The sequence below is a fragment of the Novosphingobium marinum genome, assembly GCF_013408095.1.
Classification (GTDB): Bacteria; Pseudomonadota; Alphaproteobacteria; order Sphingomonadales; family Sphingomonadaceae; genus Novosphingobium; species Novosphingobium marinum.
On sequence record NZ_JACBZF010000001.1, the window covers coordinates 101,467 to 126,054 of the forward strand.

The 24,588-nt window shown below is 63.8% G+C and carries 23 protein-coding genes and 1 tRNA gene; 13 read left to right on the forward strand and 11 right to left on the reverse strand.

From position 1 onward, the window contains the following. The first annotated feature begins 33 nt into the window (after positions 1 to 33). From FHS75_RS00490 to FHS75_RS00505, 4 genes are all read left to right on the forward strand, one after another. Positions 34 to 777 carry a cytochrome c oxidase assembly protein gene (locus tag FHS75_RS00490; protein WP_179405767.1) on the forward strand — a complete coding sequence of 248 codons (744 nt, stop codon included), beginning with the start codon at positions 34 to 36 and terminating at the stop codon, positions 775 to 777. 152 nt (positions 778 to 929) lie between these two features. Beyond that, on the forward strand, positions 930 to 1,199 hold the full coding sequence (locus FHS75_RS00495) for a GlsB/YeaQ/YmgE family stress response membrane protein (protein ID WP_179405768.1): 270 nt from the start codon (positions 930 to 932) through the stop codon (positions 1,197 to 1,199). A 21-nt stretch (positions 1,200 to 1,220) separates the two neighbouring features. Beyond that, positions 1,221 to 1,517: a hypothetical protein gene (locus tag FHS75_RS00500; RefSeq protein WP_179405769.1), complete on the forward strand. Its 297-nt coding sequence runs from the start codon at positions 1,221 to 1,223 to the stop codon at positions 1,515 to 1,517. Positions 1,518 to 1,735: 218 nt separating this feature from the next. Then, on the forward strand, positions 1,736 to 2,338 hold the full coding sequence (locus tag FHS75_RS00505) for a superoxide dismutase (RefSeq protein WP_179405770.1): 603 nt from the start codon (positions 1,736 to 1,738) through the stop codon (positions 2,336 to 2,338). On the opposite strand, the gene FHS75_RS00510 is transcribed toward FHS75_RS00505, so the two are convergent. From FHS75_RS00510 to FHS75_RS00520, 3 genes are read right to left on the reverse strand one after another with little or no spacing between them, the layout of a single operon-like run. Beyond that, a complete protein-coding gene (locus FHS75_RS00510) occupies positions 2,326 to 3,507 on the reverse strand; it encodes an AI-2E family transporter (protein WP_179405771.1) in 1,182 nt (393 codons plus the stop codon). The genes FHS75_RS00505 and FHS75_RS00510 overlap by 13 nt on opposite strands. Before the next feature lie 56 nt (positions 3,508 to 3,563). After that, on the reverse strand, positions 3,564 to 4,124 hold the full coding sequence (locus FHS75_RS00515) for a sigma-70 family RNA polymerase sigma factor (RefSeq protein ID WP_179405772.1): 561 nt from the start codon (positions 4,122 to 4,124) through the stop codon (positions 3,564 to 3,566). Next, the gene (locus tag FHS75_RS00520; protein ID WP_179405773.1) at positions 4,117 to 4,311 is read right to left on the reverse strand and encodes a NepR family anti-sigma factor; all 195 of its coding nucleotides are present in this window, start codon (positions 4,309 to 4,311) and stop codon (positions 4,117 to 4,119) included. Before FHS75_RS00520 ends, FHS75_RS00515 begins: the two co-directional genes overlap by 8 nt. Positions 4,312 to 4,490: 179 nt before the next feature. Here FHS75_RS00520 and FHS75_RS00525 point away from each other — a divergent pair, with 179 nt between their 5' ends. The 3 genes from FHS75_RS00525 (at position 4,491) to alaS (ending at position 9,912) form a co-directional block, all read left to right on the forward strand. Continuing rightward, positions 4,491 to 6,167: a CHASE domain-containing protein gene (locus FHS75_RS00525; RefSeq protein ID WP_229735445.1), complete on the forward strand. Its 1,677-nt coding sequence runs from the start codon at positions 4,491 to 4,493 to the stop codon at positions 6,165 to 6,167. Positions 6,168 to 6,280: 113 nt separating this feature from the next. Continuing rightward, complete coding sequence (locus FHS75_RS00530; protein WP_179405774.1) at positions 6,281 to 7,201, forward strand: diacylglycerol/lipid kinase family protein; 921 nt, start codon at positions 6,281 to 6,283, stop codon at positions 7,199 to 7,201. 50 nt (positions 7,202 to 7,251) lie between these two features. Beyond that, positions 7,252 to 9,912 (forward strand): alanine--tRNA ligase, encoded by a 2,661-nt coding sequence (alaS, locus tag FHS75_RS00535; protein ID WP_179405775.1) that lies wholly within the window; start codon positions 7,252 to 7,254, stop codon positions 9,910 to 9,912. A gap of 6 nt (positions 9,913 to 9,918) precedes the next feature. On the opposite strand, the gene FHS75_RS00540 is transcribed toward alaS, so the two are convergent. The 5 genes from FHS75_RS00540 to cpdR all read right to left on the reverse strand — a co-directional run bounded on the left by FHS75_RS00540 (position 9,919) and on the right by cpdR (position 13,966). Further along, on the reverse strand, positions 9,919 to 10,089 hold the full coding sequence (locus tag FHS75_RS00540) for a hypothetical protein (protein WP_179405776.1): 171 nt from the start codon (positions 10,087 to 10,089) through the stop codon (positions 9,919 to 9,921). 61 nt (positions 10,090 to 10,150) lie between these two features. Beyond that, positions 10,151 to 11,926 carry a cation:proton antiporter domain-containing protein gene (locus FHS75_RS00545; RefSeq protein ID WP_179405777.1) on the reverse strand — a complete coding sequence of 592 codons (1,776 nt, stop codon included), beginning with the start codon at positions 11,924 to 11,926 and terminating at the stop codon, positions 10,151 to 10,153. 110 nt (positions 11,927 to 12,036) lie between these two features. Continuing rightward, positions 12,037 to 13,257, reverse strand: a complete 1,221-nt coding sequence (locus FHS75_RS00550) for an NADP-dependent isocitrate dehydrogenase (protein WP_179405778.1) — start codon at positions 13,255 to 13,257, stop codon at positions 12,037 to 12,039. Between the two features lie 163 nt (positions 13,258 to 13,420). Then, positions 13,421 to 13,495, reverse strand: a tRNA-Val gene (locus FHS75_RS00555). A gap of 96 nt (positions 13,496 to 13,591) precedes the next feature. Beyond that, a complete protein-coding gene (gene cpdR / locus FHS75_RS00560) occupies positions 13,592 to 13,966 on the reverse strand; it encodes a cell cycle two-component system response regulator CpdR (RefSeq protein ID WP_179405779.1) in 375 nt (124 codons plus the stop codon). Between the two features lie 198 nt (positions 13,967 to 14,164). Here cpdR and FHS75_RS00565 point away from each other — a divergent pair, with 198 nt between their 5' ends. Then, a complete protein-coding gene (locus FHS75_RS00565; protein ID WP_308420067.1) occupies positions 14,165 to 15,067 on the forward strand; it encodes an N-formylglutamate amidohydrolase in 903 nt (300 codons plus the stop codon). Between the two features lie 222 nt (positions 15,068 to 15,289). On the opposite strand, the gene FHS75_RS00570 is transcribed toward FHS75_RS00565, so the two are convergent. Then, positions 15,290 to 16,078, reverse strand: coding sequence for a SapC family protein (locus tag FHS75_RS00570; RefSeq protein WP_179405781.1), 789 nt, complete (start codon positions 16,076 to 16,078; stop codon positions 15,290 to 15,292). 98 nt (positions 16,079 to 16,176) lie between these two features. Continuing rightward, complete coding sequence (locus tag FHS75_RS00575; protein WP_179405782.1) at positions 16,177 to 17,598, reverse strand: FAD-binding oxidoreductase; 1,422 nt, start codon at positions 17,596 to 17,598, stop codon at positions 16,177 to 16,179. 136 nt (positions 17,599 to 17,734) lie between these two features. Here FHS75_RS00575 and FHS75_RS00580 point away from each other — a divergent pair, with 136 nt between their 5' ends. Beyond that, entirely contained in the window at positions 17,735 to 18,307 is a 573-nt protein-coding gene (locus tag FHS75_RS00580; protein WP_179405783.1) for a hypothetical protein, read from the forward strand. Positions 18,308 to 18,473: 166 nt separating this feature from the next. Next, complete coding sequence (locus tag FHS75_RS00585) at positions 18,474 to 19,829, forward strand: DEAD/DEAH box helicase (RefSeq protein ID WP_179405784.1); 1,356 nt, start codon at positions 18,474 to 18,476, stop codon at positions 19,827 to 19,829. A gap of 18 nt (positions 19,830 to 19,847) precedes the next feature. Here the strand turns inward: FHS75_RS00585 and FHS75_RS00590 are convergent, their stop codons facing one another. Then, the gene (locus FHS75_RS00590; RefSeq protein ID WP_229735446.1) at positions 19,848 to 22,145 is read right to left on the reverse strand and encodes an ATP-dependent helicase; all 2,298 of its coding nucleotides are present in this window, start codon (positions 22,143 to 22,145) and stop codon (positions 19,848 to 19,850) included. Positions 22,146 to 22,258: 113 nt separating this feature from the next. Between FHS75_RS00590 and FHS75_RS00595 the strand changes: the two genes are divergently transcribed. From FHS75_RS00595 to FHS75_RS00605, 3 genes are all read left to right on the forward strand, one after another. Beyond that, positions 22,259 to 22,882, forward strand: coding sequence for a hypothetical protein (locus tag FHS75_RS00595; RefSeq protein ID WP_179405785.1), 624 nt, complete (start codon positions 22,259 to 22,261; stop codon positions 22,880 to 22,882). Positions 22,883 to 23,028: 146 nt separating this feature from the next. Further along, a complete protein-coding gene (locus FHS75_RS00600) occupies positions 23,029 to 24,291 on the forward strand; it encodes an MFS transporter (RefSeq protein WP_229735447.1) in 1,263 nt (420 codons plus the stop codon). Between the two features lie 16 nt (positions 24,292 to 24,307). After that, complete coding sequence (locus tag FHS75_RS00605; protein WP_179405787.1) at positions 24,308 to 24,586, forward strand: hypothetical protein; 279 nt, start codon at positions 24,308 to 24,310, stop codon at positions 24,584 to 24,586. The last annotated feature ends 2 nt before the right edge of the window (positions 24,587 to 24,588 follow it).

A 24,588-nucleotide genomic window follows, 5' to 3' on the forward strand; every position in this document is an offset into this window, starting at 1 on the left:
CCTCTTGCGTAGTCGCGATTGCCGGCAGAGCTGATGGAAGCGCGAGTTCCCTATTGCGGATTGCCGCCGTTACCGGGCGAGCTCCTGTCGCGCTTCAATCTCGATCCCGTCGCGATCGTCGTTCTTCTGGGGATCGCCATTTTCCACGTAGCGAGGATCGCTCCGCAGGGGCGGTCGAGGACAATGGCAGGAACAGGCTGGACCATTGCGGCTGCCGCGTTCTTCTCGCCGCTGTGCGCGTTATCGGTCGCGTTGTTTTCCGCCCGCATCGGCCAGCACATGATCCTCGTGCTGCTCGCCGCGCCGCTGATCGCGTGGGGATGGCCTCATCGCGGAAAATGGTCGGGCAGGCTGCTGGCCGCCAACACCGCCTGCTTCGCCCTCGCGCTCTGGTTCTGGCACATGCCGGGACCCTACGCTGCAACCTTCCGCAGCGACGCGGTGTACTGGGCCATGCACCTCACCCTGTTCGGCAGTGCGATATTCCTTTGGCGCGATCTTCTTCACCACCCGGCCGAGCAGGCTTTCGCGCCGCTTGCGGCGGGGTTGATGACCACGGTCCAGATGGGCCTTCTCGGGGCGATCCTCACCTTCGCCGCGATACCGCTGTTCGGGCCGCATCTTGCCACTTCGGGCGCGTGGGGCCTTGCACCGCTGGCCGACCAGCAGTTCGGCGGGTTGCTCATGTGGGTGCCCGGCATGGTGCTTTTCATTTGGGCCGCGAAGGTCTCGCTGGACCATGCTCTCGATGCGCCGGGCAAAGGCTCCGTTCGCTGAGGCAAGGCGCGGGAGGCTCGGTCCGGGACGGGTTTGCCGGTCATTCATCCCCTCGAAGATATACAGTTTCCGAAGTCGAGATGCGACCAGTTGCCGGAACCATTGCACGCACCTGACGTTTAACCAGGTACAAAAGCAATGGAGTTTGAATTATGACACTGGTTCTGGTTCTAGTCATAGGCGGAATCATTGGCTGGCTGGCAAGTATTCTTATGCGAACCGATGCTCAGCAAGGCATTCTGCTTAATATCGTCGTCGGTATCGTCGGCGCACTTCTGGCCGGTTTCATCGTAACGCCGCTCATCGGCGGTGCGCCGATTACGAGCGGTTCTTTCGACCTGCTTTCGCTCGTCGCCTCGTTCCTCGGTGCCGTGATCCTTCTCGCCATCGTGAACCTCTTCCGTCGCGGATCCGTGCGGTAAGCGAAAACAGGGAACATCGGAATGAAACGTATCAAGACGACCGGTGCGGCCATGCTTCTGGCGGCCACCGCGACCCTGGGCCTTGCGGCGTGCAACGACCCGGCCGACGACGCCATGGAACAGCAGGCCGACGCACTCGAAGACCAGGCCGACATGGTTGAGGACAACACCGAACAGGAGGCCGAGGCGATGGAGCAGCAGGCCGACGAAATGGACGGCGCTGCCCAGGACGCCATGAACGAAAAGGCGGAAGCCATTCGTGAGGCCGGTGAAAACAAGGCCGATGCTATCGAGGAGCAGGCCGACCAGATGGACTGACGGTCCTCGAAGGTGCGGTGAGCTCTCGCACCACTAACAAACACGGATGGGCGGCGGACACGATGTTCGCCGCCCATTTGTCTTTCCTGGCGGGAACGAAGGCGGCCTCGTGCGTTGTTTGAGAGAGGCCGGAAATGGATTTTGCCTTGAAACTTTCACTCTCAGGGCCTTTTGCTAAGCAGCCTTTTGAACACAACGACTGACGACAGGAGACGCCGATGACTATCTCGCTGATGCCGCTACCCTATTCCCACGACGCGCTTGCCCCGCACATCTCGGCCGAGACGCTCGAGACCCACCACGGCAAGCACCACAAGGGGTACGTCGACAAGGTCAATGCCGGGATCGAGGGAACCGACATGGCCGGTGCCGACCTCGAGACGATCGTGAAGAAATCCTCTGGCGGGCTCTTCAATTCTGCCGCGCAAACCTGGAACCACGGTTTCTACTGGCACTCCATGTCGCCTGACGGATCGCAGCCCAGCGACGCGCTGGCCAAGGCGATCGACGCATCGTTCGGCTCCGTCGACGCGCTGAAGGAAAAGCTTTCCGAAGAGGCAGTCGGTCACTTCGCATCGGGCTGGGCATGGCTCGTCGCCGATGGAGACAGCCTAAAGGTCATTTCGACGCACGATGCCGAAACGGCTATCACCGAAGGCGTCAACCCGCTCCTGACGATCGATGTCTGGGAGCACGCCTACTATATAGATGTGAAGAACAAGCGTCCCGAGTACGTGAATGCAGTTCTGGGCAACATCGTGAACTGGAAGTTCGCTTCGGAGAATTTCGAACGCGGGACTGCCTGGGTCTACCCCTCGTAGTTCACGGCATCGCCATTGACCGGCGTTTCGGACCCGGTAGCGGACGATCCCGCTGCCGGGTCCTCTTGCATCGGGAATAGCGCTTCGCCGAAAACGAAGCCCACGAAGTTGGGACTGCCGACGTGCTGGAACAGCGCAACGCCCACAAGCAGGATCGGAACCGACAGGAAGATGCCGGCAACGCCCCAGACCCACGAGAAGAAGCTCATCGAAACGAGGATGGCGATGGGGCTGAGCGTCAGCCGCTTTCCGAGTATGACCGGCGTCACGAAGTTCGCCTCCACGGTGTGCATCGCCAGGTACATCGCGGCAGGAGCCAGCCCCGCCAGCACGGATGCCTCCGTTCCCAGCCCGAACGCGGCCAGCAGGAACGTCATTACCAGCGGCCCGAAATAGGGCAGCAGATTGAGAAGCGCGGCGAGCCCGCCCCACATCACCGGCGCTTCCAGTCCAAGCGCCCATGCACCGAGCGCAACGATCACGCCGACGCACGCCGCGATGATCGACGCTGTCAGGATGTAGGTGCCGACCTGGCCCTGTACATCGCGCAGGATGCGTGCGGCGCGTACCGATGCACCGAAATCTTCCCGTTCGAGCAACAGCTTGCGGCGCATCCTGAACCTCGCTTCCAGCATGAAGAAGGTGAACAGGACGATCAGCACGGTTTCGAACACCACTGCGGGCGTGGCCGTGGCGATCTGCTCGACAGCGGAAGGCGCGGCCACCACGACCTCGGTCTGGCCGGCCGATCCGGTCAGCGACGCGAGCTCGTTGGCGATGTTGGTGAAGGCGGAAAACCCACCCCGTACATTCTCGATATGCTCGACGATTTGCCGGGTCAGCTGCGGCAGTTGTGCGAGCAGCGCGACCGAGGGCTGCAGGATGAGCAGCGCGACCAGCGAGAAGGCAACGGGCACCAGCAGGACGGATACAAGGCAGGCGATTGCGTTGGGCAGTCCGACACGGCGGAGGAAATTCGCGACCGGGGACAGGATGATGCTCAGGATAAGGGAGATCGTGACGGGCAGGAAGAATTCGGATCCGGCGGACAGGACGAAGGGCAAGGCGAGGATCACGGCCACGCCCGTGAGCAATACGAGCGTGGAGACCAGCCGCCGTTCGCGACGCGGCCAGGCTGAGGGCTCATGGGGTTCGCGCTGACGGTCCATCGTCGGGGGTCTAGCAGGTCCGGCGCGCGGGCGAACGTCGGCGATCCATCGGCGGATCAGTCCGTCTTGCCCTTTACGGGCTTCCTCGGCTGGCCCTTTCTAGATCGATTCTCGTCGTTCAGGATCGTCGCGAGTTCGCTCCGCGCGCGTGCGACCCGGCTCTTCATCGTGCCGATCGCGCAGTCGCTGATCTGCGCCGCCTCCTCGTAAGTGAACCCGCCGGCTCCGACCAACAGGACAGCCTCGCGCCGTTCGGGCGACAATTCCTGCAGAGCGACCTGCATGTCGTCGAGATGCAGTCGCTCTTCCTGGTCGGCATCCTTGACCAGCAGGCGTTCGGCAGCTTCCTGATCGTAGTCGACCTGGCGGCGGTTGCGCCGGAGCTCGCTCAGGTAGTGGTTGCGAAGGATTGCGAAGGTCCACGCCCGCATGCTCGTGCCCGGGGTGAACCTGTCGCGCGCCGTCCACGCCTTGATGGCGGTCTCCTGCACCAGGTCGTCCGCCACGTCAGGCCTCCCGGAGAGGCCGCGCGCAAAGGCGCGCAGGTGCGGAAGCGTCTCGAGCAATTCGTGCTTGAACGCTTCGGTGTCCGCGCAGACAGCCGTGTCTTCAGTCATCTTTGCCTTTGTCCAGCTTCTTCAGAAGATCATCGAAGCTATCGGGCAAAGGCTCTTGCAGGACGGAGTTGTAAAGCTGCCTGAGACCATCCGCCCACCCCGGTTCCCCACCCTTTCCGTCAGGGTTGAAGTCGGGTTTTTTCTTCGGGATTTTCGGGCCCGTTGGCTGGCTCAACGCATACTCCATTCGTCTGCGCTCATTTCCTGTGCTTGTCCTGATCCGTCAAGGGGTTCGCCCCGTTGGCGACAAGACTTGGAACATTTCGGCACGTGTAAGGTTCCCCTGCGGACGAAAGCTTGCCAAATGCATGTGTCTTCGAGGCAACGCTGGTACGGATGCGACTCGGCGGGGAATACAGGGAGATCATGGACAGGGCTCTCCTCTCTAGGGTCGAGAAGCAGGCATGGTTCCATCGCTATCCGCGTGGCTGGCCTTTCCTGCTTTTCGCCATTGCAGCGATCATCACCGCCGTAAGCGTCGTTTCCATCGAACGCGCCGATCGCCGTACCCGGCTCGTCGAACTGGACCGCAACCTAACCGAAATCGCATCCGGCCTGCAGAGACGGGCATCGGAAAACGTCGCTGCCCTGCGGGCCGCCGCCGCGCTTTTCTCCACTCGCGAAACCGTGACGAGCGAGGAATTCGAAGTTCTCGTAAACGATCTTCGGGCGTCGGGCGGCTCGCAAAGTTCGATGGGAATCGGATGGGCGAGGCGGCTGGGCGTGCTGGAAGTGCCGACTTTCGAGGTAGAACGGCGCGAGCGCGAGCAGGCCGACTTCATCGTCTTTCCCCGCCCGCAGCTCGATCAGGGTGTCGCCACTCCGATCGTCTTTCTTTCTCCCATGGACGAATGGAACCGCCGGGCGATCGGTTACGACATGTATTCCGAGCCGGTGCGGCGCGAGGCGATGGATGCGGCGGTAAGGCTTGGACAGCCGGTCGCTTCGGGACGGGTGCATCTTGTCCAGGACAAGGATTCTCCCGGCTCGGCAGGTTTCCTCATCTACATGCCGGTCTTCACCAACGTGGACGGGCAGCGCACGGTCAAGGGATTCGTCTACAGCCCGTTCCGCGCCGAGGAATTCGTCAACGCCGCTGCCGAGCTTTACCGTGTTCGCGACGTGGAGGTCGCCTTGTACGACCGTAACAAGTCGCCCGAGAATCTCCTGGCCGTGCGGCGCGTCCCCGGAAGGAACGGAGCCACGCTCGACCGGCGCATCGTCATCGGGCAGCGCGAGTGGATCATCTCCGCGACATCGAAGAGCACGGGCGCGCTGACGCCGCTTTCGCGCATCACCCTGATATTCGGGCTGATCGCGTCGGTCCTCGCGATGGCCCTGGGGTGGCTCATAACCAGCCGCGCCGCGGCGGACCGGCAGGTTCTGGAATGGCTTTCAAGGCAGTCTGCAATCCGCAACTCGCTGACCCGCGAGCTGAACCACCGTGTCAAGAACACGCTTGCCAACGTGTTGTCGATCATCGCGCTCACCCGCCGCCGCGCCGACGGTCTCGACGATTTTGCCGAAAGCCTTTCGGCCAGGATCAGGGCCCTTTCGGCAACGCACGACTTGCTGTCCGAGAGCGACTGGAAGAATGCTCCCATCGATCAGATCGTCCATAGCGAACTGGCGCCCTACATGGAGGGGAGCGACAATCACGTCGAGATGAGCGGACCGGAGATCAGCCTCGCTCCGAACGACGCGCTTTCGCTCGGCCTTGCCATCCACGAGCTTGCGACCAACGCCGCCAAGTACGGCGCCCTGTCCGCACCTTACGGCAGGATCCACGTTCGCTGGAACCGGCTGTCGCCCGAAGTGGCGGAACTGCACTGGCGCGAGGAAGGCGGGCCGCCCGTGTGCCAGCCGGAAAAACGGGGTTTCGGTCGTGACTTGATCGAGAAGATCGTGGCGCACGAACTCCGTTCCGAAGTCGATCTGCAATTCAAGCCGGGGGGTGTTGAATGCACGCTGCAGATACCGATCCGGCACGCGACCGAATTCAGTCTCAGGAGCAATCGGCGAATGGGCGGCGAAGTGCCCTGACGGCGCGACAGGAACCCTGAGGCGAATTGCGCAGATCGGGCATGCTGGCATATCCTGCCGCGCGGGGAATTCGTCCCCCGCTTCCCTTGCCGTCGTGCCAGCCCGGAAAGATCATGTCGCGAACCCTTCCTGTCCTAGTCAATCGCCAGAGCAGCGCGATCGAGGGAGAGGATGACGAGGCTATCGTCCGAAGGATAGAGGATGCGATGGCCGGCGCCGGATGCGAGCCGAACGTGAGCATCGTCGACGGATGGGATTTCGATGCGGCCATCCGGGAACTGGGCCATGAACCTGTGGTCGTCGTCGCGGGGGGCGACGGCACGGTCGCGATGGCTGCGGGAGCTTTCGTGCACAGCCGTACGGCCGTCGCCATACTTCCGCTGGGCATGCGTAACCAGCTTGCCCGGCAACTGGAAATTCCCCTCGATCTAGAAGCGGCGGCACGTATCGCCTGCGAAGGGCAGAGGCGTCGCATAGACCTCGGCCTCGCGGGCACGCGCGTATTCGTTAACAGCGCCTCGTTCGGCATCTACGCCCGCTACGTCCGTCATCGCGACGACGGCAAGAAGCGTTCGTGGTTCGCATCGCTGGGAGCGATCCGGCATGCCCTGTCGAACATGCGCGAGCAGCGGTTCGCGCTGCGCATCGACGGGCGGTCCCAAACGCTTCGCACGCCCCTGCTTTTCATCGGCAACAACCAGTATTCCTTCGAACCCTGGCGCCTTGGCAAGCGGGAGGACATGATCGACGGCGCGCTTTCGCTTTACGCGATCGCGGCGCAGCGCCCGGCCAGCCTGCTGGCATTCGTCGCGAAGGCCGTGATCGGGATCGCTACGCCCTCGCACGACTTCAAGGCCTTCATGATGGCCGAGCAGGTCGTGATCGAAGGCGATGGCTCCATCGAGGGGGTTTTCGACGGCGAGATCGAAAGGATGGCATTGCCGCTTACCCTGCGCACGATGCCCGCCGGCCTCGGTGTCGTGACGGCGCGCGAAGCCGTGCCCACCGAAAAGGCGCTCTCGCGGATTCACTGAACGCGCCTTCGCGCTTGTCGCGCGCGCCCCGCTGGCTTATCGGCGCGTCCATGAGTTCAACGAACGACATCCGCCGATCCTTCATCGACTATTTTGCGGCCAACGGGCACGAAGCGGTACCTTCGGCGCCGCTCGTTCCGTACAACGATCCCACGCTGATGTTCGTGAACGCCGGCATGGTGCCTTTCAAGAACGTCTTCACCGGGCTGGAGACGCGCAAGGCTTCGCGCGCGGCGTCCTCGCAGAAGTGCGTTCGTGCAGGCGGCAAGCACAACGATCTCGACAACGTGGGGTATACCGCCAGGCATCACACGTTCTTCGAGATGCTCGGAAATTTCTCCTTCGGGGACTACTTCAAGGAAGAAGCGATCCATCACGCATGGACGCTCCTGACCGGCGAATGGGGGCTGGCCCCCGAGAAGCTCACCGCGACGGTCTACCACACGGACGACGAGGCTTTCGACCTCTGGAAGAAGATCGCCGGCCTGCCGGAAGAGCGGATCATCCGCATCGCGACGAGCGACAACTTCTGGTCCATGGGCGACACCGGACCGTGCGGGCCGTGTTCGGAGGTCTTCTACGATCACGGCGATCACATCCCGGGCGGCCCGCCGGGAAGTCCGGACGAGGACGGCGACCGCTTCATCGAGATCTGGAACCTCGTCTTCATGCAGTACGAGAGCCATGCCGACGGATCGCGCACCGATCTTCCCAGGCCTTCGATCGATACCGGCATGGGCCTTGAACGCATCGCCGCGGTCCTCCAGGGCGAGCACGACAATTACGACACCGACACGTTCCGCTCCCTGATCGCCGCCTCGGAGGCCCTTACCGGCGTCGCGGCCGAGGGGCAAAACGGGGCCAGCCACCGTGTCATCGCCGATCACCTGCGCTCGACGAGCTTTCTGCTTGCCGACGGCGTGCTGCCGTCGAACGAGGGGCGCGGATATGTCCTGCGACGCATCATGCGACGCGCCATGCGCCACGCTCACCTGCTGGGTGCCGAAGAGCCGTTGATGCATCGCCTCGTTCCGGCACTCGTCGGGGAAATGGGGCAGGCCTACCCCGAACTGGCGCGCGCGCAGGCGCTGGTCGAGGAAGTGCTCGAACGTGAAGAGACGCGTTTCCGCCAGACGCTCGAAAAGGGGCTGAAACTTCTCGACGAGGCGGTTTCGGACTTGTCCGGTGGCGAAAAGCTCTCCGGCGAAACCGCGTTCCGTCTCTATGACACCTACGGTTTCCCCTACGACCTTACCGAGGATGCCCTGCGCATGCGCGGTATCGGGGTCGACCGCGAGGGGTTCGACGAGGCGATGGCGCGGCAGAAGGCCGCGGCGCGCGCGGCCTGGAAGGGTTCCGGCGAGGCCGCTTCGGGCGAGATATGGTTCGACATCGCCGAGCGCGAAGGCGCCAGCGAATTCACCGGCTACACCGCGACGACCGGCGAGGGGCGGGTGGTCGCGCTCGTCGTCGACGGAAAGGAAGTCGAAAGCGCGGAAACAGGCCAGGACGTGCTGCTGCTGACCAACCAGACGCCGTTCTATGGGGAAAGCGGCGGGCAGGTCGGAGATTCGGGCACCGTCACGGGACCGAACGGTCTGCGCATCGCCGTCTCGGACACCTCGAAGCCGCTCGGCAGGCTGCACGTGCATCACGGGCGCATCGACAGCGGCACGGTGGCGGTCGGGGAGACGGTGCACCTCGATGTCGACGCCGACCGTCGCGATGCAATCCGATCGAATCACTCGGCCACGCATCTCCTGCATGCGGCGCTGCGCAATCGCCTGGGCGGGCACGTGACGCAGAAGGGATCGCTGGTCGCAGCCGAACGCCTGCGCTTCGATTTCTCGCATCCTGCTGCCCTCAGCGACGAGGACATCGCCGCGATCGAGGCCGAGGTGAACGCAGAAATCCGCCACAACGAGCCTGTGCAGACCCGCCTCATGAGCCCGGACGATGCGATAGAAGCCGGGGCGATGGCCTTGTTCGGCGAAAAATACGGCGAGGAAGTGCGCGTCCTGTCGATGGGACGCACCAACTGGAACGAGAGCGGACGAAATTACTCGGTCGAACTGTGCGGGGGCACGCACGTCAACGCGACGGGCGACATCGGTGTTTTCCGCATCGTGTCGGAAAGCGCGGTCAGCTCGGGCGTCAGGCGGATCGAAGCGCTCACCGGCGAGGGTGCGCGCCGGTGGCTGGTCGGTCGCGAGGATGCGCTGAAAGGCGCCGCGGCCACACTCAAGACCACACCCGAGGATGTCGGAGCGAGGGTCGCGGCATTGCTTGAGGAACGCAAGAAACTGGAACGCGAACTCGCCGAGGCGAAAAAGGCGCTGGCCCTTGGCGGCGGCGGCGCTGCAAGCGGTCCGGCGGACGAGGACGTGGGCGGTCTCACTTTCTCGGGACAGGTTATCGACGGGCTCGAAGCGAGGGAACTGCGCGGCCTGCTCGATCAGGCGAAGCAGCGCATGGGGTCCGGCGTGGCGGCGATCTGCGCCGTGAACGACGGAAAGGCGGCGTTCGCGGTTGCGGTTACGGACGATCTGACGGGACGCTTCAGCGCCGTCGATCTGGTTCGGGCCGGGGTGGCGGAACTCGGCGGGAAGGGCGGCGGCGGTCGCCCCGACATGGCACAGGGCGGAGGCCCCGACGGATCGAAGGGCGAGGCCGCACTCGATGCCGTCAGGGCAGCATTGAAAGCCGGATAGCTACGGTCAGCGCCGCGCCGACTTGCGGCGGATATCGCCTTGCGATCCGCGCGGCAGGTCCTTCATGTTGTGGTCGCTACGCTGGGGACTTTCGACCGAGCCGTGCTTCTCGCCAGTCTGGTCTTCGGGCGACTTGTTCGATCCGTCGCTCCGGTCTGCGGGGTTCCACTTTTCCATGGCATTATCTCCTTTCGTATCAGGAATATAACGCCCGAAGAGCGGAACAGGCTCCCGTCCGTCAGCCGGTCCGTTCCGCGAGTGCGGCGGATTTGAGCTTGGGCTTGGCCTTCAGTTCGCCCTCCTTCATGATCTGGTCGCGCAATTCGTCTCGCATTTCGTGGATCGAGGCGATGACCGGACCCATCGCGACGCCAAGATCGACGAGGACGGCTTCGGAAAGCTGGAGCGAGCTTTCCAGTGTCTCCGGCACTGCATGGCTTGCCCCGACGCGATAGAGTTCGGCGGCGTGTGTCGCGTCGCGGGCGCGTGCGATGATCGGCAGGTCGGGATGCTGGGCGCGCAGCTTCTTGACGACGCGCTGAGCCGCGATCGGCTCGTCCATCGTCAGGATGACGGCGGTGGCGTTGTCGATCCCCAGCCGGTCGAGCGCATTGCCATGCGCCGCGTCACCGAAGGCGACCGTGTACCCGCGCCGCAATCCGTCGGTAACGAGATCGGCGTCGCTGTCGATGGCGACGTAGGGCTGGTTGTGGCGGACCATCATGTCGGCAACGAGCTGCCCGACGCGGCCGCAACCAATGATGATTGCCCGGCGCTTGCCGGCCTCTTCCTCGGGATCGGGCAGGTTCTCGACATTGTCCACGCGCCGGGCGAGCCGTCGTCCGACCAGCGACAGGATCGGCGTGATGGTCAGGCCGATGGCCGTGACGATCTGCCAGAACTGCGCGGTTCCGGGCTGGATGAGCTGGGCCGATGCCGCCGCGGTCAGCACGATGAGCGTCGTCTCGGAGGGACTGGACATCAGGATGCCGGTCTCGGTCGCGGTACCGCGCCTTGCGCCCATCAGTCGCAGGAGTAGCCCGGTGACGGCCGCCTTGAGCAGCAGCACGCCCACGACCGCCGTGAGGATCGGCGTCAGGTTCTGCCAGACGACCTGAAGGTCGATGCTCATGCCGATTGTGATCAGGAATACCCCGAGCGCGAGGCCCTTGAACGGCTCGGTGATGTTCTCGACCTCGCCGTGGTATTCGGTCTCCGCGATCAGTAGCCCCGCGATCAGCGCGCCGACGATCGGCGACAGCCCGACCGCCGCGGTTGCCAGCGCGGCGACGATCACGACCAGCAGGCTGGCAGCCAGGAAGAGTTCCGGGCTCTTGGTCCGGGCGGCCTGCGCGAACAGGCGGGGCAGGGCGAAGCGTCCGAACACGAGCAGCGCCAGCACGACCGCAAGACCATAAAGCAAGGTCTGCAGGAAGCTCCCCACACCCTCCTCGGCCGCATGGGGGGCAAGGGCGCCCAGCAGGAAGATGATCGGGACGATGGCGATGTCCTCGAACAGGAGCATCGCCAGCGCCGCCTTCCCGACAGGCGTGTTCGTGTTCGTGATCTTGAGCACGAGCGCGGTCGAGGAGAGCGCCAGCGCCAGTCCCAGCGCCATCGCACCTACCAGCGGCTGCCCGATCGCTGCGAGAATGAAGGTGAGCGATGCGCCGAGCACGACCAGTTCGAGCGAGCCGAGCCCGAAGACGAGGCGCCGCATCTGCCACAGGCGGTCGAAGGAGAGCTCGAGCCCGATCGAGAACAGCAGCAATATGATCCCGAACTCGGCAAAGACGTCGAGCCCGTCCGGATCGGTGATCGTTATATGGGCCAGCCACGGGTAGTCGAATACCAGCCTGCCGAGACCGTACGGCCCTACCAGCAGGCCCACCAGGATGAAGCCGATGACCGGCGTGATGCGGAACCGGTTGAAGATCGGGATCACGAGACCCGCGGAGCCGAGGATGACGAGCGCGTCGGAAAGGACGGGGGAGTAGAGTTCGGTGGACGCCATGCACCGCCAACTATGGCATCCGGGGGGCGAATGTCACGGGCCTTCGGGCCCCGAACGAAAAAGGGCCGCCCGTTGGAGGGGCGGCCCTTCGATAACGGCGGTTTGCCGGCTTACTGCCAGTTGCCCATTTCCTTCTCGAGGTTCTGCACGATCGCCTCGAAGAACTGTTCGGTGGTCATCCAGTTCTGGTCGGGGCCGATGAGCAGGGCGAGGTCCTTGGTCATGTTGCCGTCCTCGACAGTCTCGATGCAGACGCGCTCGAGCGTTTCGGCGAAGCGCGTCACGTCGGGCGTCTCGTCGAACTTGCCGCGATAGGACAGGCCGCGCGTCCATGCGAAGATCGAGGCGATCGGGTTGGTCGAGGTCGCCTTGCCCTGCTGGTGCTGGCGGTAGTGGCGCGTCACCGTGCCGTGCGCCGCTTCGGCCTCCACCGTCTTGCCGTCGGGCGTCATCAGCACGGAGGTCATCAGGCCGAGCGAGCCGAACCCTTGCGCGACCGTATCGGACTGAACGTCGCCGTCGTAATTCTTGCAGGCCCAGACGAACTTGCCCGACCACTTGAGCGCCGAGGCGACCATGTCGTCGATCAGGCGGTGTTCGTAGCTGATGCCGGCCTTCTCGAACCTGTCCTTGAACTCCGCGTCGTAGACTTCCTGGAACAGGTCCTTGAAGCGCCCGTCGTAGGCTTTCATGATCGTGTTCTTGGTCGACAGATAGACCGGCCAGCCGAGATTGAGGCCGTAGTTCATCGACGCGCGCGCGAAGTCGCGGATCGAATCGTCGAGGTTGTACATCGCCATCGCGACGCCCGAGGAGGGGAACTTGAAGACCTCGAGGTCCATCGATTCGCCGTTGTCGCCATCGAAGACGAGGCGCAGGGTGCCCGGGCCGGGGATCAGCGTGTCGGTGGCGCGGTACTGGTCTCCGAAAGCGTGACGGCCGACCACGATCGGGTCGGTCCAGCCGGGGACCAGGCGCGGAACGTTCTGGATCACGATCGGCTCGCGGAAGACGACGCCTCCCAGGATGTTGCGGATCGTCCCGTTGGGCGAGCGCCACATCTTCTTGAGATCGAATTCCTCCACACGCGCTTCGTCGGGCGTGATCGTCGCGCATTTAACGCCGACGCCATGCTCCTTGATCGCGTTGGCGGCATCGATGGTGATCTGGTCGTCGGTTTCGTCGCGCTTCTCGACCGAAAGGTCGTAATACTTCAGGTCGACGTCGAGGTAGGGGAGGATCAGCCGCTCGCGAATCCATTCCCAGATAATCCGCGTCATTTCGTCGCCATCGAGTTCGACGACGGGGTTTTTCACGTTTATCTTCGCCATGTGCCTGGATTCTCCGCGCGGAAATTGGAAAGTCGCGCGCCTCTTAGCAAAGGCATTACGCTTGGCAAGGCAAGCAGGCTTCGAACCGGAATCGAGCCTGGCCTGCCGCCCGCGACCCGGCAAAAGAAAAACCCGCCGGCTAGCGGCGGGTCCTGCTTTCCGATGGTGGGCGTAGGAAGAGTTGAACTTCCGACCCCTGCGATGTCAACACAGTGCTCTACCACTGAGCTATACGCCCGATCCAATCGGCAACGCCGGTGGCTGTGCCGCCGGCGGGAAGGCCATTTAGCGACGGCCCGCGTCCGATGCAAGCGGCTTCGTCGCGCTTCTCTCGTTAAACGTTGGCTTGCGCCGACTGGCCGAATACGCGCTGCACCTCGAGCACCAGATCGCGCAGGTGGAAGGGCTTGGAAAGCACCCTTGCCTGCGGTGCCTCGCGGCTCGCCTTGAGAGTGACAGCGGCGAATCCGGTGATGAACATGACCTTCGTTCGCGGAGAGATTTCCGAGCAGCGCTGCGCCAGTTCGATGCCGTCCATTTCGGGCATGACGATGTCGGACAGGAGCAGATCGAAATGCTCCCGCTCGAGATGCGGCAGCGCCTCGGTCCCGCGATCGACGGCGACCACCGAGTAACCGGCGTTTTCCAGCGCGCGCGCAAGATAGGTGCGCATGGCTTCTTCGTCTTCTGCAAGGAGGATTCGAATCATGACAGTCGTCCGGCTGCGTTGTGGTTCAGGCCGGCGGGCGGCGCTGGGCTCTGGCGACCCTATAGCGCCCAACCCGTTAAATTTGTGCGGACGCTGACCGCATGACCGGCTTTGACACAGTTGCGACAACGCGCCAGCAAGGTGCTCATGCGGGCGACCGGCGACAAGAGCGATTCGAATCGCAGGACGGGAGGACGGTTGCCCGGGGCAAGCGGTCGCCATGCATTCGTGCTTTCCGGGCCCGAGCCGTCTCCGATCCCCGTGGTGCTCGCCGTACCGCATGCCGGGCGTGCCTACCCGCAGGACCTGATAGCCCGCATGCGCCATCCCGACACGTCGGGCGTCCGTCTCGAGGACAGGCTCGTCGACAAGGTTGCCGAACTCGTCGCCCATGAAACGGGCGCGATGCTGCTTGTCGCCGAAGCTCCGCGGGCGATGATCGATCTCAACCGCGCGCCCGACGATATCGACTGGGACATGCTCGGCAGGAAAACCCCGTCCGACGAACCGTGCTACACGCCGAGCAGGCGGGCGCGCAGCGGGCTCGGCCTCGTGCCACGGCGCTTGCCCGGCCTCGGCGAGATCTGGAAGCGTCGCCTGAGCGAGGACGAACTGCGCGCGCGCATTTCCGGCGTCCACGAAACCTATCACCAGTGCCTTTCGGACGTGCTGCATAGGTTGCGTGCGCGCTGGGGAGCGGCGTTGCTGGTGGACGTGCATTCGATGCCGCCGCTGGCGCTTCACGGCTCGTCGGCCGCGTGCGAATTCGTGCTCGGCGACAGGTTCGGTGCTTCGTGTGCAGGCAGCCTCGTCGCGAACGCCTTCGGCTATCTGGGAGAGCGGGGACGGCTTGCCGCGCACAATCGACCCTATGCTGGCGGATACGTGCTCGAACGGCACGCGAGCCCTGCCGACGGCATTCACGCCATGCAGCTTGAGATCGATCGGGCCAGCTACCTGGATGAGACACTGGTCGGTCCGGGTCCGGGGCTACCCGGTCTGGCGCGCCTCGTGAGCGGTCTGGTCCGGCGACTGGCAAGCGAAACGGCGGAGCTGGGACGGGCGCAGGATACTTCGCGCTGGCCCGAAGCCGCCGAATAGCAGCACTAAAAAAACCACCCCGCGTAATACGCGAGGTGGCCAAGGTTCAGGGAGGAGGTGCACGAAGTGCACCAATTCCGATGGACCATGAGGGTAGTCACACCGGAACCTTGGCAAGATAAGCCACGGTTGGACATGTTGCAACCCCGCAACATGCAAATAGAATTCATCCCGCGCAGGACAATGCCCGCGCGGGACGAGGAATGAAGAGAATAATCGTCCTCAGACGGCCGTTTCTTCGGTCTTCGCGTCGTGCATGGGGCCCTTGCCGATCTTCACCTGCTTGGCGAAGATCTCGCGGACGAGGTCGAGCGAGAACAGGTGCGCGTAGATGAGGGGCAGGAGGCCGCTCTGGCTCCAGCCACGCAGCACGTCGCCGCGCAGGTCGCGCATCTTCTTCTCGTCAATGATCTTGAAGCCGCGATAGACGAAAGGCTCTTCGCGGCCTTCCATCTGCATCTTCAGCTCGCCATCGATGAGCAGTTCCTGCTTCTGGATTTCCTGCAGGAAGTTTGCCGTCTTCTTGCCGGCAAGCTCGAAGTTTTCGCAGAACTTCAGCGTGTTCTGGCAGGTCTCGCTCGGTTCGCCGTCGGTGAACAGCGGCTGGCCGTCGTCGTACTCGCCGACAAGGTCGCTCGTCGGATCGAAGCACAGCGACAGTTCCTGCGCATCGGGCTTGAGCTTGGCGAGCATGAACGGATAGCGGCGGACATAGGCCGGCATGTAGATCGGCGAATTGACCGTCCCGTCCTGGTCAACGAACACGTTCACGCCTTCGTTCATGCCCATGAGGGCGAGGGGAACCGGCTCGTTCCCGGCCGAGAACACGATCGGGAAGTGGCGCTGCGCGATCGGGAATTCCTCGACCGTCAGCGGAATGGCATGGGTGTCCACCAGCCAGTTCGCCTTCTTGGTCGTGCGCGTGCGGTAATTGCCGTGGTCACCGCGGTTGAGGGGAACCAGGTCTTTGTAAAACAGGGGCATTGCAACGGGCTGTGCGGCGCTCGCCATTCGATCTTCTCCGCTTCGGAAATTTTGAAAGGCCGGCCCATAGGCGCTGCGTGCCTGCGGCGCAAGCTTTGCAGCGGGCGTTTTCGCCCGCCCGTTGGTCAGACGAGCTTGCCGGGGTTGAGGATCCCTTCCGGATCGAGCGCCTGCTTCACCCTGCGCATGAGGGCAAGCGCGACGGGATCGCCAAGCCGCTCGAGCTCCGCCCGCTTGTTCTGGCCGATACCGTGTTCCGCGGAGATCGAACCGCCCCATTCGCAGACCATTTCGTAGATCTGTGCGCTGATTTTCCTGCCGTCCGAATCCTCCCACACTCCCGGGGTCGAGCCGGAAGGCGCGATGACATGGAAATGCACGTTGCCGTCGCCAAGGTGTCCGAATGCGACCGCAGTGGTTCCCGGCCAGTCCGCCTCGATCCGGTCGACGGCGGCATCGACAAAGGCGGGCATGCGCTCCACGGAGACCGAGATGTCGTGCTGCATCGCGGGGCCGCGCTCGCGCTCGGCAGGAGCAATAGAGTCGCGCATGAGCCAGAACGTTTCCGCCTGCGTTTCGTTTGCGGCGAGCACCGCATCGTCGAGCAACTCGTCCTCGAAGGCCTCGGCCATCATCGTCTCGGCCCGCTCGCGCAAATCGTCGTCTTCGGCGCGGTCGCCCACCACCTCGATCAGGGCGTGCCATTCGTGATCGCCCGCCAACGGCGCACGCGCGTCGGGCAGGTGATCCAGCACCGCTTCAAGGCACTGGCGCGGCATGACCTCGAACCCCTCGAGAGCGTCGCCTGCCGAGGTCTCGCAGTGCAACAGCAGCTCGCGGGCACTGGCGATCGATCCCAGACCAGCCCATATCACGATCCGGTCCGTGATTTCGGGCACGATGCGCAAGGTCGCCGCAGTCACGATCCCCAGCGTGCCTTCCGATCCGATCATCAATTGCTTGAGGTCGAATCCGCGATTGTCCTTCTTCAGCGGCGTGAGCGCCGAAAAGATGCTGCCATCGGCCAGCACGGCTTCCAGCCCCAGAACCTGCGCTCGCATCGAACCGTGCCGGAGAACCTGGGTGCCGCCGGCATTGGTCGAGATCAGACCACCGATCGTGGCGGATCCCTTTCCGCCCAGTGTCAGCGGGAATCGCATTCGTTCCTCGGCCACCGCATCGTGAAAGGTCTGCAGTATCACGCCGGCCTCGCAGGTAGCGGTGCGCGCGTTCGCGTCGATTTTCCGGATCGCGTTCATCCGGCGAAGCGAAAGGAGCAACGCGGTGCCGCTTTCGTCCGGGGTGGCGCCGCCCACCATGCCGCTGTTGCCGCCCTGCGGTACGATCGGCACGCCGTGCCGGGCGCAGATTTTGACGAGTTCGGCCACTTCTTCCGTCGTTCCCGGCGAGGCCATCGCGCACGCGCGACCGCTGTAGCGACCGCGCCAGTCGGTAAGCCACGGCTCCATCAATTCATGGTCTCGGGTCAGGCCGCGCGGGCCGAGACACTGCTCGGCGTCGGCCAGAAAGCTTTCGGAACTATCCATGGCCGCCTTTATGACACATGCGGTCCCGGCTTGCATACCGGGCGGGTTTCGGGGTTAAGCGATGGTTCAAACACAGCCGTTAGGATACCGTAACGAAAAAGCTGCCCCGGGACGTTGTTTTGAGCCTGTTCGACTTATGAGTATCAGCGCATTCGTTCTGGCGCCGCTAATGGTGCTTATGCCGATGGCGGGTGCCGGCGAAAAGCCGGAACAGCATGCGGGGGTGCTTGCCAAAGCGAACAGCGCACCGGCCGACATTGCGCGCGTCGCTCCCGAGTCCTGGTCGAGGTTCGATCTCTTTTACGGGGTAAGGCCGCGTGCCGCGAACCAGGTCCGCATGGAGCGGCGCGTCACCATCAGGATTTCGCCGCGTCCGTCGCCGGTTCGCCCGAGCATGCTGATGGCCCTGCCCAACCGCGAGATCGGCCCCCGGTTCGTCGAGCGCAAGATCGGAAAATGCCTGTCGGTATCGAGCATCGCAGGCGTTCAGCCGCGCGGCCAGAGCCGTCTCCTGCTCTTCATGGAAGACCAGCGCATGATCAGCGCCGAACTCGACAAGACCTGTACATCCCGCGACTTCTATTCGGGTTTCTATCTGTCCCGCAGCGACGACGGAATGCTTTGCGCCGGCCGCGATACGCTCCTTTCGCGCAGCGGGGCGAATTGCAAGCTTACCCGTATCCGCCAGTTGATCGAGGCCGACAGCTGATCGGCTTGCGGCTTTCCGCGCCCGTCCTGCCGCGCGTTTCCTTGACTTTTACTTGCCATTCAGCATAGGGGCCGGCCCACTCCCCTGCTGATGCATTCGGCATTGGAATGGCGGGGCGGCGCGGCCGCTCTCGTGTGAATTTATTTTCCGGAAACGCACAACGCTTATGAAATTTGCCGACCTCGGCCTGTCTGACGAATTGCTGCAAGCCGTGGAAGCGGCCGGCTATGACGAGCCGACGCCGATCCAGGCGCAGGCCATCCCGTCCGTGCTGATGATGCGCGACATCATCGGGATCGCACAGACCGGCACCGGCAAGACCGCGGGCTTCGTGCTTCCGATGATCGATATCCTTGCGCATGGACGCCGCCGCGCGCTCATGCCGCGCTCGCTCATCCTTGAGCCGACGCGCGAACTGGCCGCGCAGGTTGCGGAGAACTTCGAGAAGTACGGCAAGAACAGCGATCTCAAGATGGCGCTGCTGATCGGCGGCGTTCAGATGGGCGAGCAGATCAAGGCGCTTTCGGAAGGTGTCGACGTCCTGATCGCGACCCCGGGCAGGCTCATGGACCTGTTCGAACGCGGGAAGATCCTTCTTACAGGCTGCAACCTTCTGGTCATCGACGAGGCCGACCGAATGCTCGATATGGGTTTCATCCCGGATATCGAGAACATTTGCACCAAGTTGCCCGCGCAGCGACAGACCCTGCTGTTTTCGGCGACGATGCCGCCGCCGATCGAGAAGCTGGCCGACAAGTTCCTGTCGAATCCCAAGAAGGTCGAAGTCGCGAGACCGGCCACCGCGAACGTCAACATCGCCCAGCACAAGGTGGCGGTCAGCCCGCGCCAGAAGCGCGCGAAGCTGCGCCACCTGCTCGAGACCGACGACGTTCGCACCGCCATCGTCTTCTGCAACCGCAAGACGACCGTGCGCGAACTCAACAAGAGCCTGAAACAGAGCGGCTTCGCAACCGGCGAGATTCATGGCGACATGGAACAGCCGGCGCGCATTGCCGAGCTCGACCGGTTCAAGAACGGCGAGATCAACATCCTTGTCGCCAGCGACGTCGCTGCGCGCGGCCTCGACATCAAGGGTGTCAGCCACGTCTTCAACTACGACACGCCGTGGCATCCGGACGATTACGTCCACCGTATCGGCCGTACCGGACGGGCCGGGGCTTCGGGCCGCGCATTCACGTTCGTCACAGAAGCCGATGCAGAGGCGATCGCGAACGTCGAGAAGCTGACGGGCATGGCGATCCCCGCCTTCGTGGAGGGCAAGGCTGCCGAACCGGACGATACGCCCGAAGAAGCCGAAGCCACCCCGCGCCCGGCGAAGAGCCGCACGTCGAGGGCGAGCGCCGGCAAATCCGCGTCGCGTTCCCGCAAGCCCGCACCGGCTCCTGAAAAGGAAGACAAGCCCGCCTCGCCCAAAGCAAGGCCGCAGCCGGGCAGCCAGGCACCTGCCGACGACGAGTGGAACGGCCCGGTCCCCGGGTTCCTCCACGTCTCGGCACTTTGAGGGGCGCCGGCGGCCGGCTCAGGCCAGCTTGACGAACGTGTCGATGAGCCGCTTGCGGCTGCCGCTCTCGAAATCGATCTCGAGCTTGTTGCCCTCCTGCGCGGCCACGGTGCCGTAGCCGAACTTGTCGTGGAAGACGCGCGCGCCGATCCCGATGTCGGCGCGCGGTTTCGCCGCGAAACTCGCCGCGCTCCGCTTGTTCTCGGAAATCCGCCGGGGAGTGGCATCGAAATCCTGCGAGGCCGCGCGCTGCCAGCCCGGTCCGCGCGTCTTCACCCTGGAAGGCTGGGCGCGGGCGACGTCCGCGAAGGGATCGGCCTGTTCCGACCATTGTGCACGCCATAGCGACGCTCCGCCGGTCAGCGTCGTTTCCTGCTCGACATGCTCTTCGGGCAGTTCGCCTACGAAGCGGGAGGGTATCGAGCTTGTCCACTGACCGTAGATGCGCCGGTTGGCGGCGTGGAGGATCGTGCATCGCCGCCGCGCCCGTGTGATCGCAACGTACGCCAGGCGGCGTTCTTCCTCGAGACTGGCGAGGCCGCCTTCGTCGATCGCGCGTTGCGAAGGGAAGACGCCTTCTTCCCATCCGGGAAGGAACACGTGATCGAATTCCAGTCCCTTCGCAGCATGCATGGTCATGATCGTGACCTTCTCTGAATCGCCCGCAGCCTCGTTCTCCATGACGAGGCTGACGTGCTCGAGGAAGTCTCCGAGCGTTTCGTAGTCCTCCATCGCGCGCGCCAGTTCGGAAAGGTTTTCCAGCCTGCCTGCAGCCTCCGCCGTCTTCTGGGCCTGAAGCGCATCGGTGTAGCCCGATTCGTTGAGCACGGTGCGCGCGAGTTCAGCCGGGCTGAGCGTCTTTTCCATGTCGCGCCAGCGCGCGAAGTCGCGCATCAGGGCGACGATGGTGTTGCGCGCCCGCGCCGGAAGCTCGTCGGTATCGGCGATGTCGAGAGCGGCGGCGGCCAGCGGCATGTCGCGGCTGCGCGCATGCCGGTGCAGCTTTTCCAGAGTCTTGTCGCCGAGCCCGCGCTTGGGCGTGTTGTAGATCCGCTCGAAGGCAAGGTCGTCCGCAGGCTGTGCGATCACCCGAAGGTAGGCGAGCGCATCTCGGATCTCGGCACGTTCATAAAATCGAAAACCGCCGATAATCCGATAGTTGAGGCCGATGGTTATGAAGCGGTCTTCGAATTCGCGGGTCTGGAATTGCGCCCGCACGAGGATCGCCACCTGCTCCAGCGGAGCGCCTTCGCGCTCCAGCCGCTCGATTTCCTCGCCCACCCGGCGGGCTTCTTCCGGTCCGTCCCAGACGCCGATCACGCGCAACCGGTCGCCCGGGTGGCGTTCGGTCCAGAGCGTCTTGCCGAGGCGCTGGCTGTTCGATTTTATGAGGCCGGACGCGGCGGCGAGGATCTGCGGCGTCGAACGATAGTTCTGTTCGAGCTTGATGACCTTGCTACCCGGAAAATCCTTGTCGAACCGGAGGATATTGGCGACTTCTGCACCGCGCCATGAATAGATCGACTGGTCGTCGTCACCCACCACGCAGATGTTCTTGCGCACCTGCGCGATCAGCCGCAGCCAGAGATACTGGACCTGGTTGGTGTCCTGGTACTCGTCGACGAGCACGTACTTGAAGCGCTGCTGATATTGCTCGAGCACGTCCCGGTGGCTGCGGAAGATGTTGAGCATGTGCAGCAGCAGGTCGCCGAAGTCGCAGGCGTTGAGCGTTTTCAGGCGATCCTGATAGAGCTGGTAGAACTGCTGCCCGCGACCGTTGGCATAAGCCTCGTTCTCGGCGGCATCGAGATCGTCCGGGTTCAGCCCGCGGTTCTTCCAGCGATCGATCAGGCCCGCAAGCTGGCGCGCCGGCCAGCGCTTCTCGTCCAGGTCGTTCGCCTGGATCAGTTGCTTGAGCAGCCGGAGCTGATCGTCGGTGTCGATGATTGTGTAGTTCGCCTGCAATCCGACCAGTTCGGCATGTCGGCGCAGCATTCGCGCGGCGATGGAATGGAACGTGCCGAGCCAGGGCATGCCCTCGACGGCCGGACCGATGAGCTGTCCCACCCGCTCCCGCATCTCGCGCGCGGCCTTGTTGGTGAAGGTCACGCACAGGATCTCGGACGGCCAGGCAAGTCGCGATCGCACCAGGTGGGCAAGGCGCGCGGTAAGCGCTGCGGTCTTTCCCGTACCTGCTCCTGCCAGCATCAGGACGGGACCCTCCGTCGTCATGACGGCTTCGCGCTGGGGTTCGTTCAATCCGCCCAGCAGGGGATCGTCGATATCCGGGGAGAGCGGGGCGGGGGGCTGGACCACATGCGAACAGCTAGGGAACGCGGCATCGCTGCGCAAGGGCGCTTCGTCGCAGTCTCGGAACCAAATGGCCTTCTAATGCGTGAATCAAGTAACAGCAAGCAATGGAGACCGTTATGAAGAATATCCTGTGTGCAAGTGCCGTCGCTCTCAGTATGAGCATGGTCCCGGCAATCGCGAGTGCCCAGTCCACCGTCCCGGGATCTGTCAATTCTGTCGATGACAAGCGCGGCGACTTTGAAATGGATGCCACCCAGAAGGCCGATTACGACAGCTGGCCCGATGAACGTCGTATGGATTACGATACGTGGCCTAGCGAATATCAGGTCTATTACTGGGATCTCGATCCAAACTATCGGACCGGCTACTGGGCTCTTACGCCCGAGCAGCGAACCCAGATCTACAACATGACCGAAGCCCAGCAGCAGCAGGCGTGGAATTCGGTGATGACCCAGATGGGTGCCCAGAGCGCGAATGCGCAGGCCATGAACTCCGGCACGATGAATTCGACGCAGACCGCGACGCGAACAGCCGCGCCGTCGAACGTCAACTATGCGAACAACGAAATGGTACAGGGCAACATGTCGGCAACCGCCAAGCAGCCATCGGAATATCCGATCTGCAAGAGCGACAGTGACGACAGCTGCATCAACGCATGGGCTGCCGGCAAGCGCGGCCCGGGCGTCGACAAGCCGCTGAGCTACTGGCCGGGCAAGCCCGCGAGTTCGGGCGGCCAGTAACTGACCGAAAACAACGATGATGGAGAGGGCGCGAATTTCGCGCCCTTTTCGCGTTCGGGCTTGACGCGGAAGCCTGGCTCGGGAAACGCCGGGGCATGGGGGAACCAAATCACATAAGACGTCATTCGCGCGTCCTGACCGCCGCCATGGTGGGTACCTCCGTCGAATTCTACGACTTCTACATCTACGCCACGGCGGCGGCGCTGGTTTTCGGGCCGTTGTTCTTCCCTTCCGAATCCGCCACGGCGCAGACGCTGTTCGCGCTGATGAGCTTTGGCATCGCTTTCGTCGCGAGGCCGGTGGGCGCCATCGCGTTCGGTCATTTCGGCGACCGGATCGGTCGCAAGTCGACGCTTGTCGCATCGCTCATGCTGATGGGCGCCTCGACGCTGCTGATCGCGTTCCTGCCGACTTACGCGATGGTCGGATGGATCGCGCCGCTGCTGCTTTGCATCCTGCGCTTCGGGCAGGGTTTCGGGCTTGGCGGCGAATGGGGCGGCGCGGCCTTGCTCGCCGTCGAGAACGCACCGCCAGGGTGGGAAGCGCGGTTCGGTGCGGCGCCGCAGATCGGAGCGCCGGTCGGTTTCCTCGCCGCCAACGGCCTGTTTCTCCTCCTCGGCCTTGGCCTCAGCGACGAGCAGTTCATGAGCTGGGGATGGCGTGTGCCGTTCCTGGCAAGCGCCATCCTTGTCGGACTGGGCCTGTGGGTGCGGCTTCGCATCGGAGAAACGCCGGCCTTCCGCGAGGCGATGGAAAGGGAAGCGCCGCCCACGGTCCCGCTGGCTCGACTGCTGAAGCACCACTGGGCTGCGGTCCTGGCCGGTAGCGCCGGTGTGATCGCTTGCTTTGCGATCTTCTATCTCTCGACGGCTTACGCGCTCGCCTACGGCACGACGGCGCAGGGCTTTGCCCGAGAGACGTTCCTGGCGGTGCAGCTTGCCGCCAATTGTTTCCTGGCCGCCGGGATCGTTGTGGCGGCAGTCCGTTCGGATGCAACCAGTTCGCGCCGCGTACTCATGTGGGGCGCCGTCGCCACGATCCTGCTCGGCGTGGCATTCGGGCCGGGAGTCGCCTCCGGCTCGCTCGTGATCGTTTTCCTGACCCTGGCGTCGGCCCTTTTCGTGATGGGTTTCGTCTACGGTCCGCTGGGTGGGTGGCTGCCGACGCTCTTTCCCGTGCAGGTTCGCTACAGCGGCATATCGGTGGCCTTCAACGCCGGCGGCATTGTCGGCGGTGCGCTCGCGCCGGTCGCCGCGCAGCTGCTGAGCGCTGGGGGCGGGGCGTCGCTCGTGGGCCTTTTCCTGAGCCTCGCCGGATTGGCCACCCTTGCAGGCGTAGGCTTCGCGCGCTCCTGTCGGGCGGGGGAACCGGAACGCGACATGGCGGTTTCGGTCTCGTCCTCCGTTTGATCGAAAGGGGCATCAGATGAAAAAGACACTGTTGTTCGCCGCGGTCGCTTCGCTGAGCGCGGCTGGATTCACGTCTCCGGCACTAGCCGACAATCACGGCAACAACGCCAAGTCGCCCGAGATCGTCGAGCGCAATTCGCGCGGTCAGGCGACGAAAGTGCGCATCGAAGGCAAGGTCTACGATGTGTGCATGGGCGACGACAAGGATGGCTGCATCAATCCGCGCGCTGCCGGTCTGAAGTGGGGCAATCGCCCGCTCGATCACTGGCCGGGCAAGCCCTCCAGCGAGATGTGAGA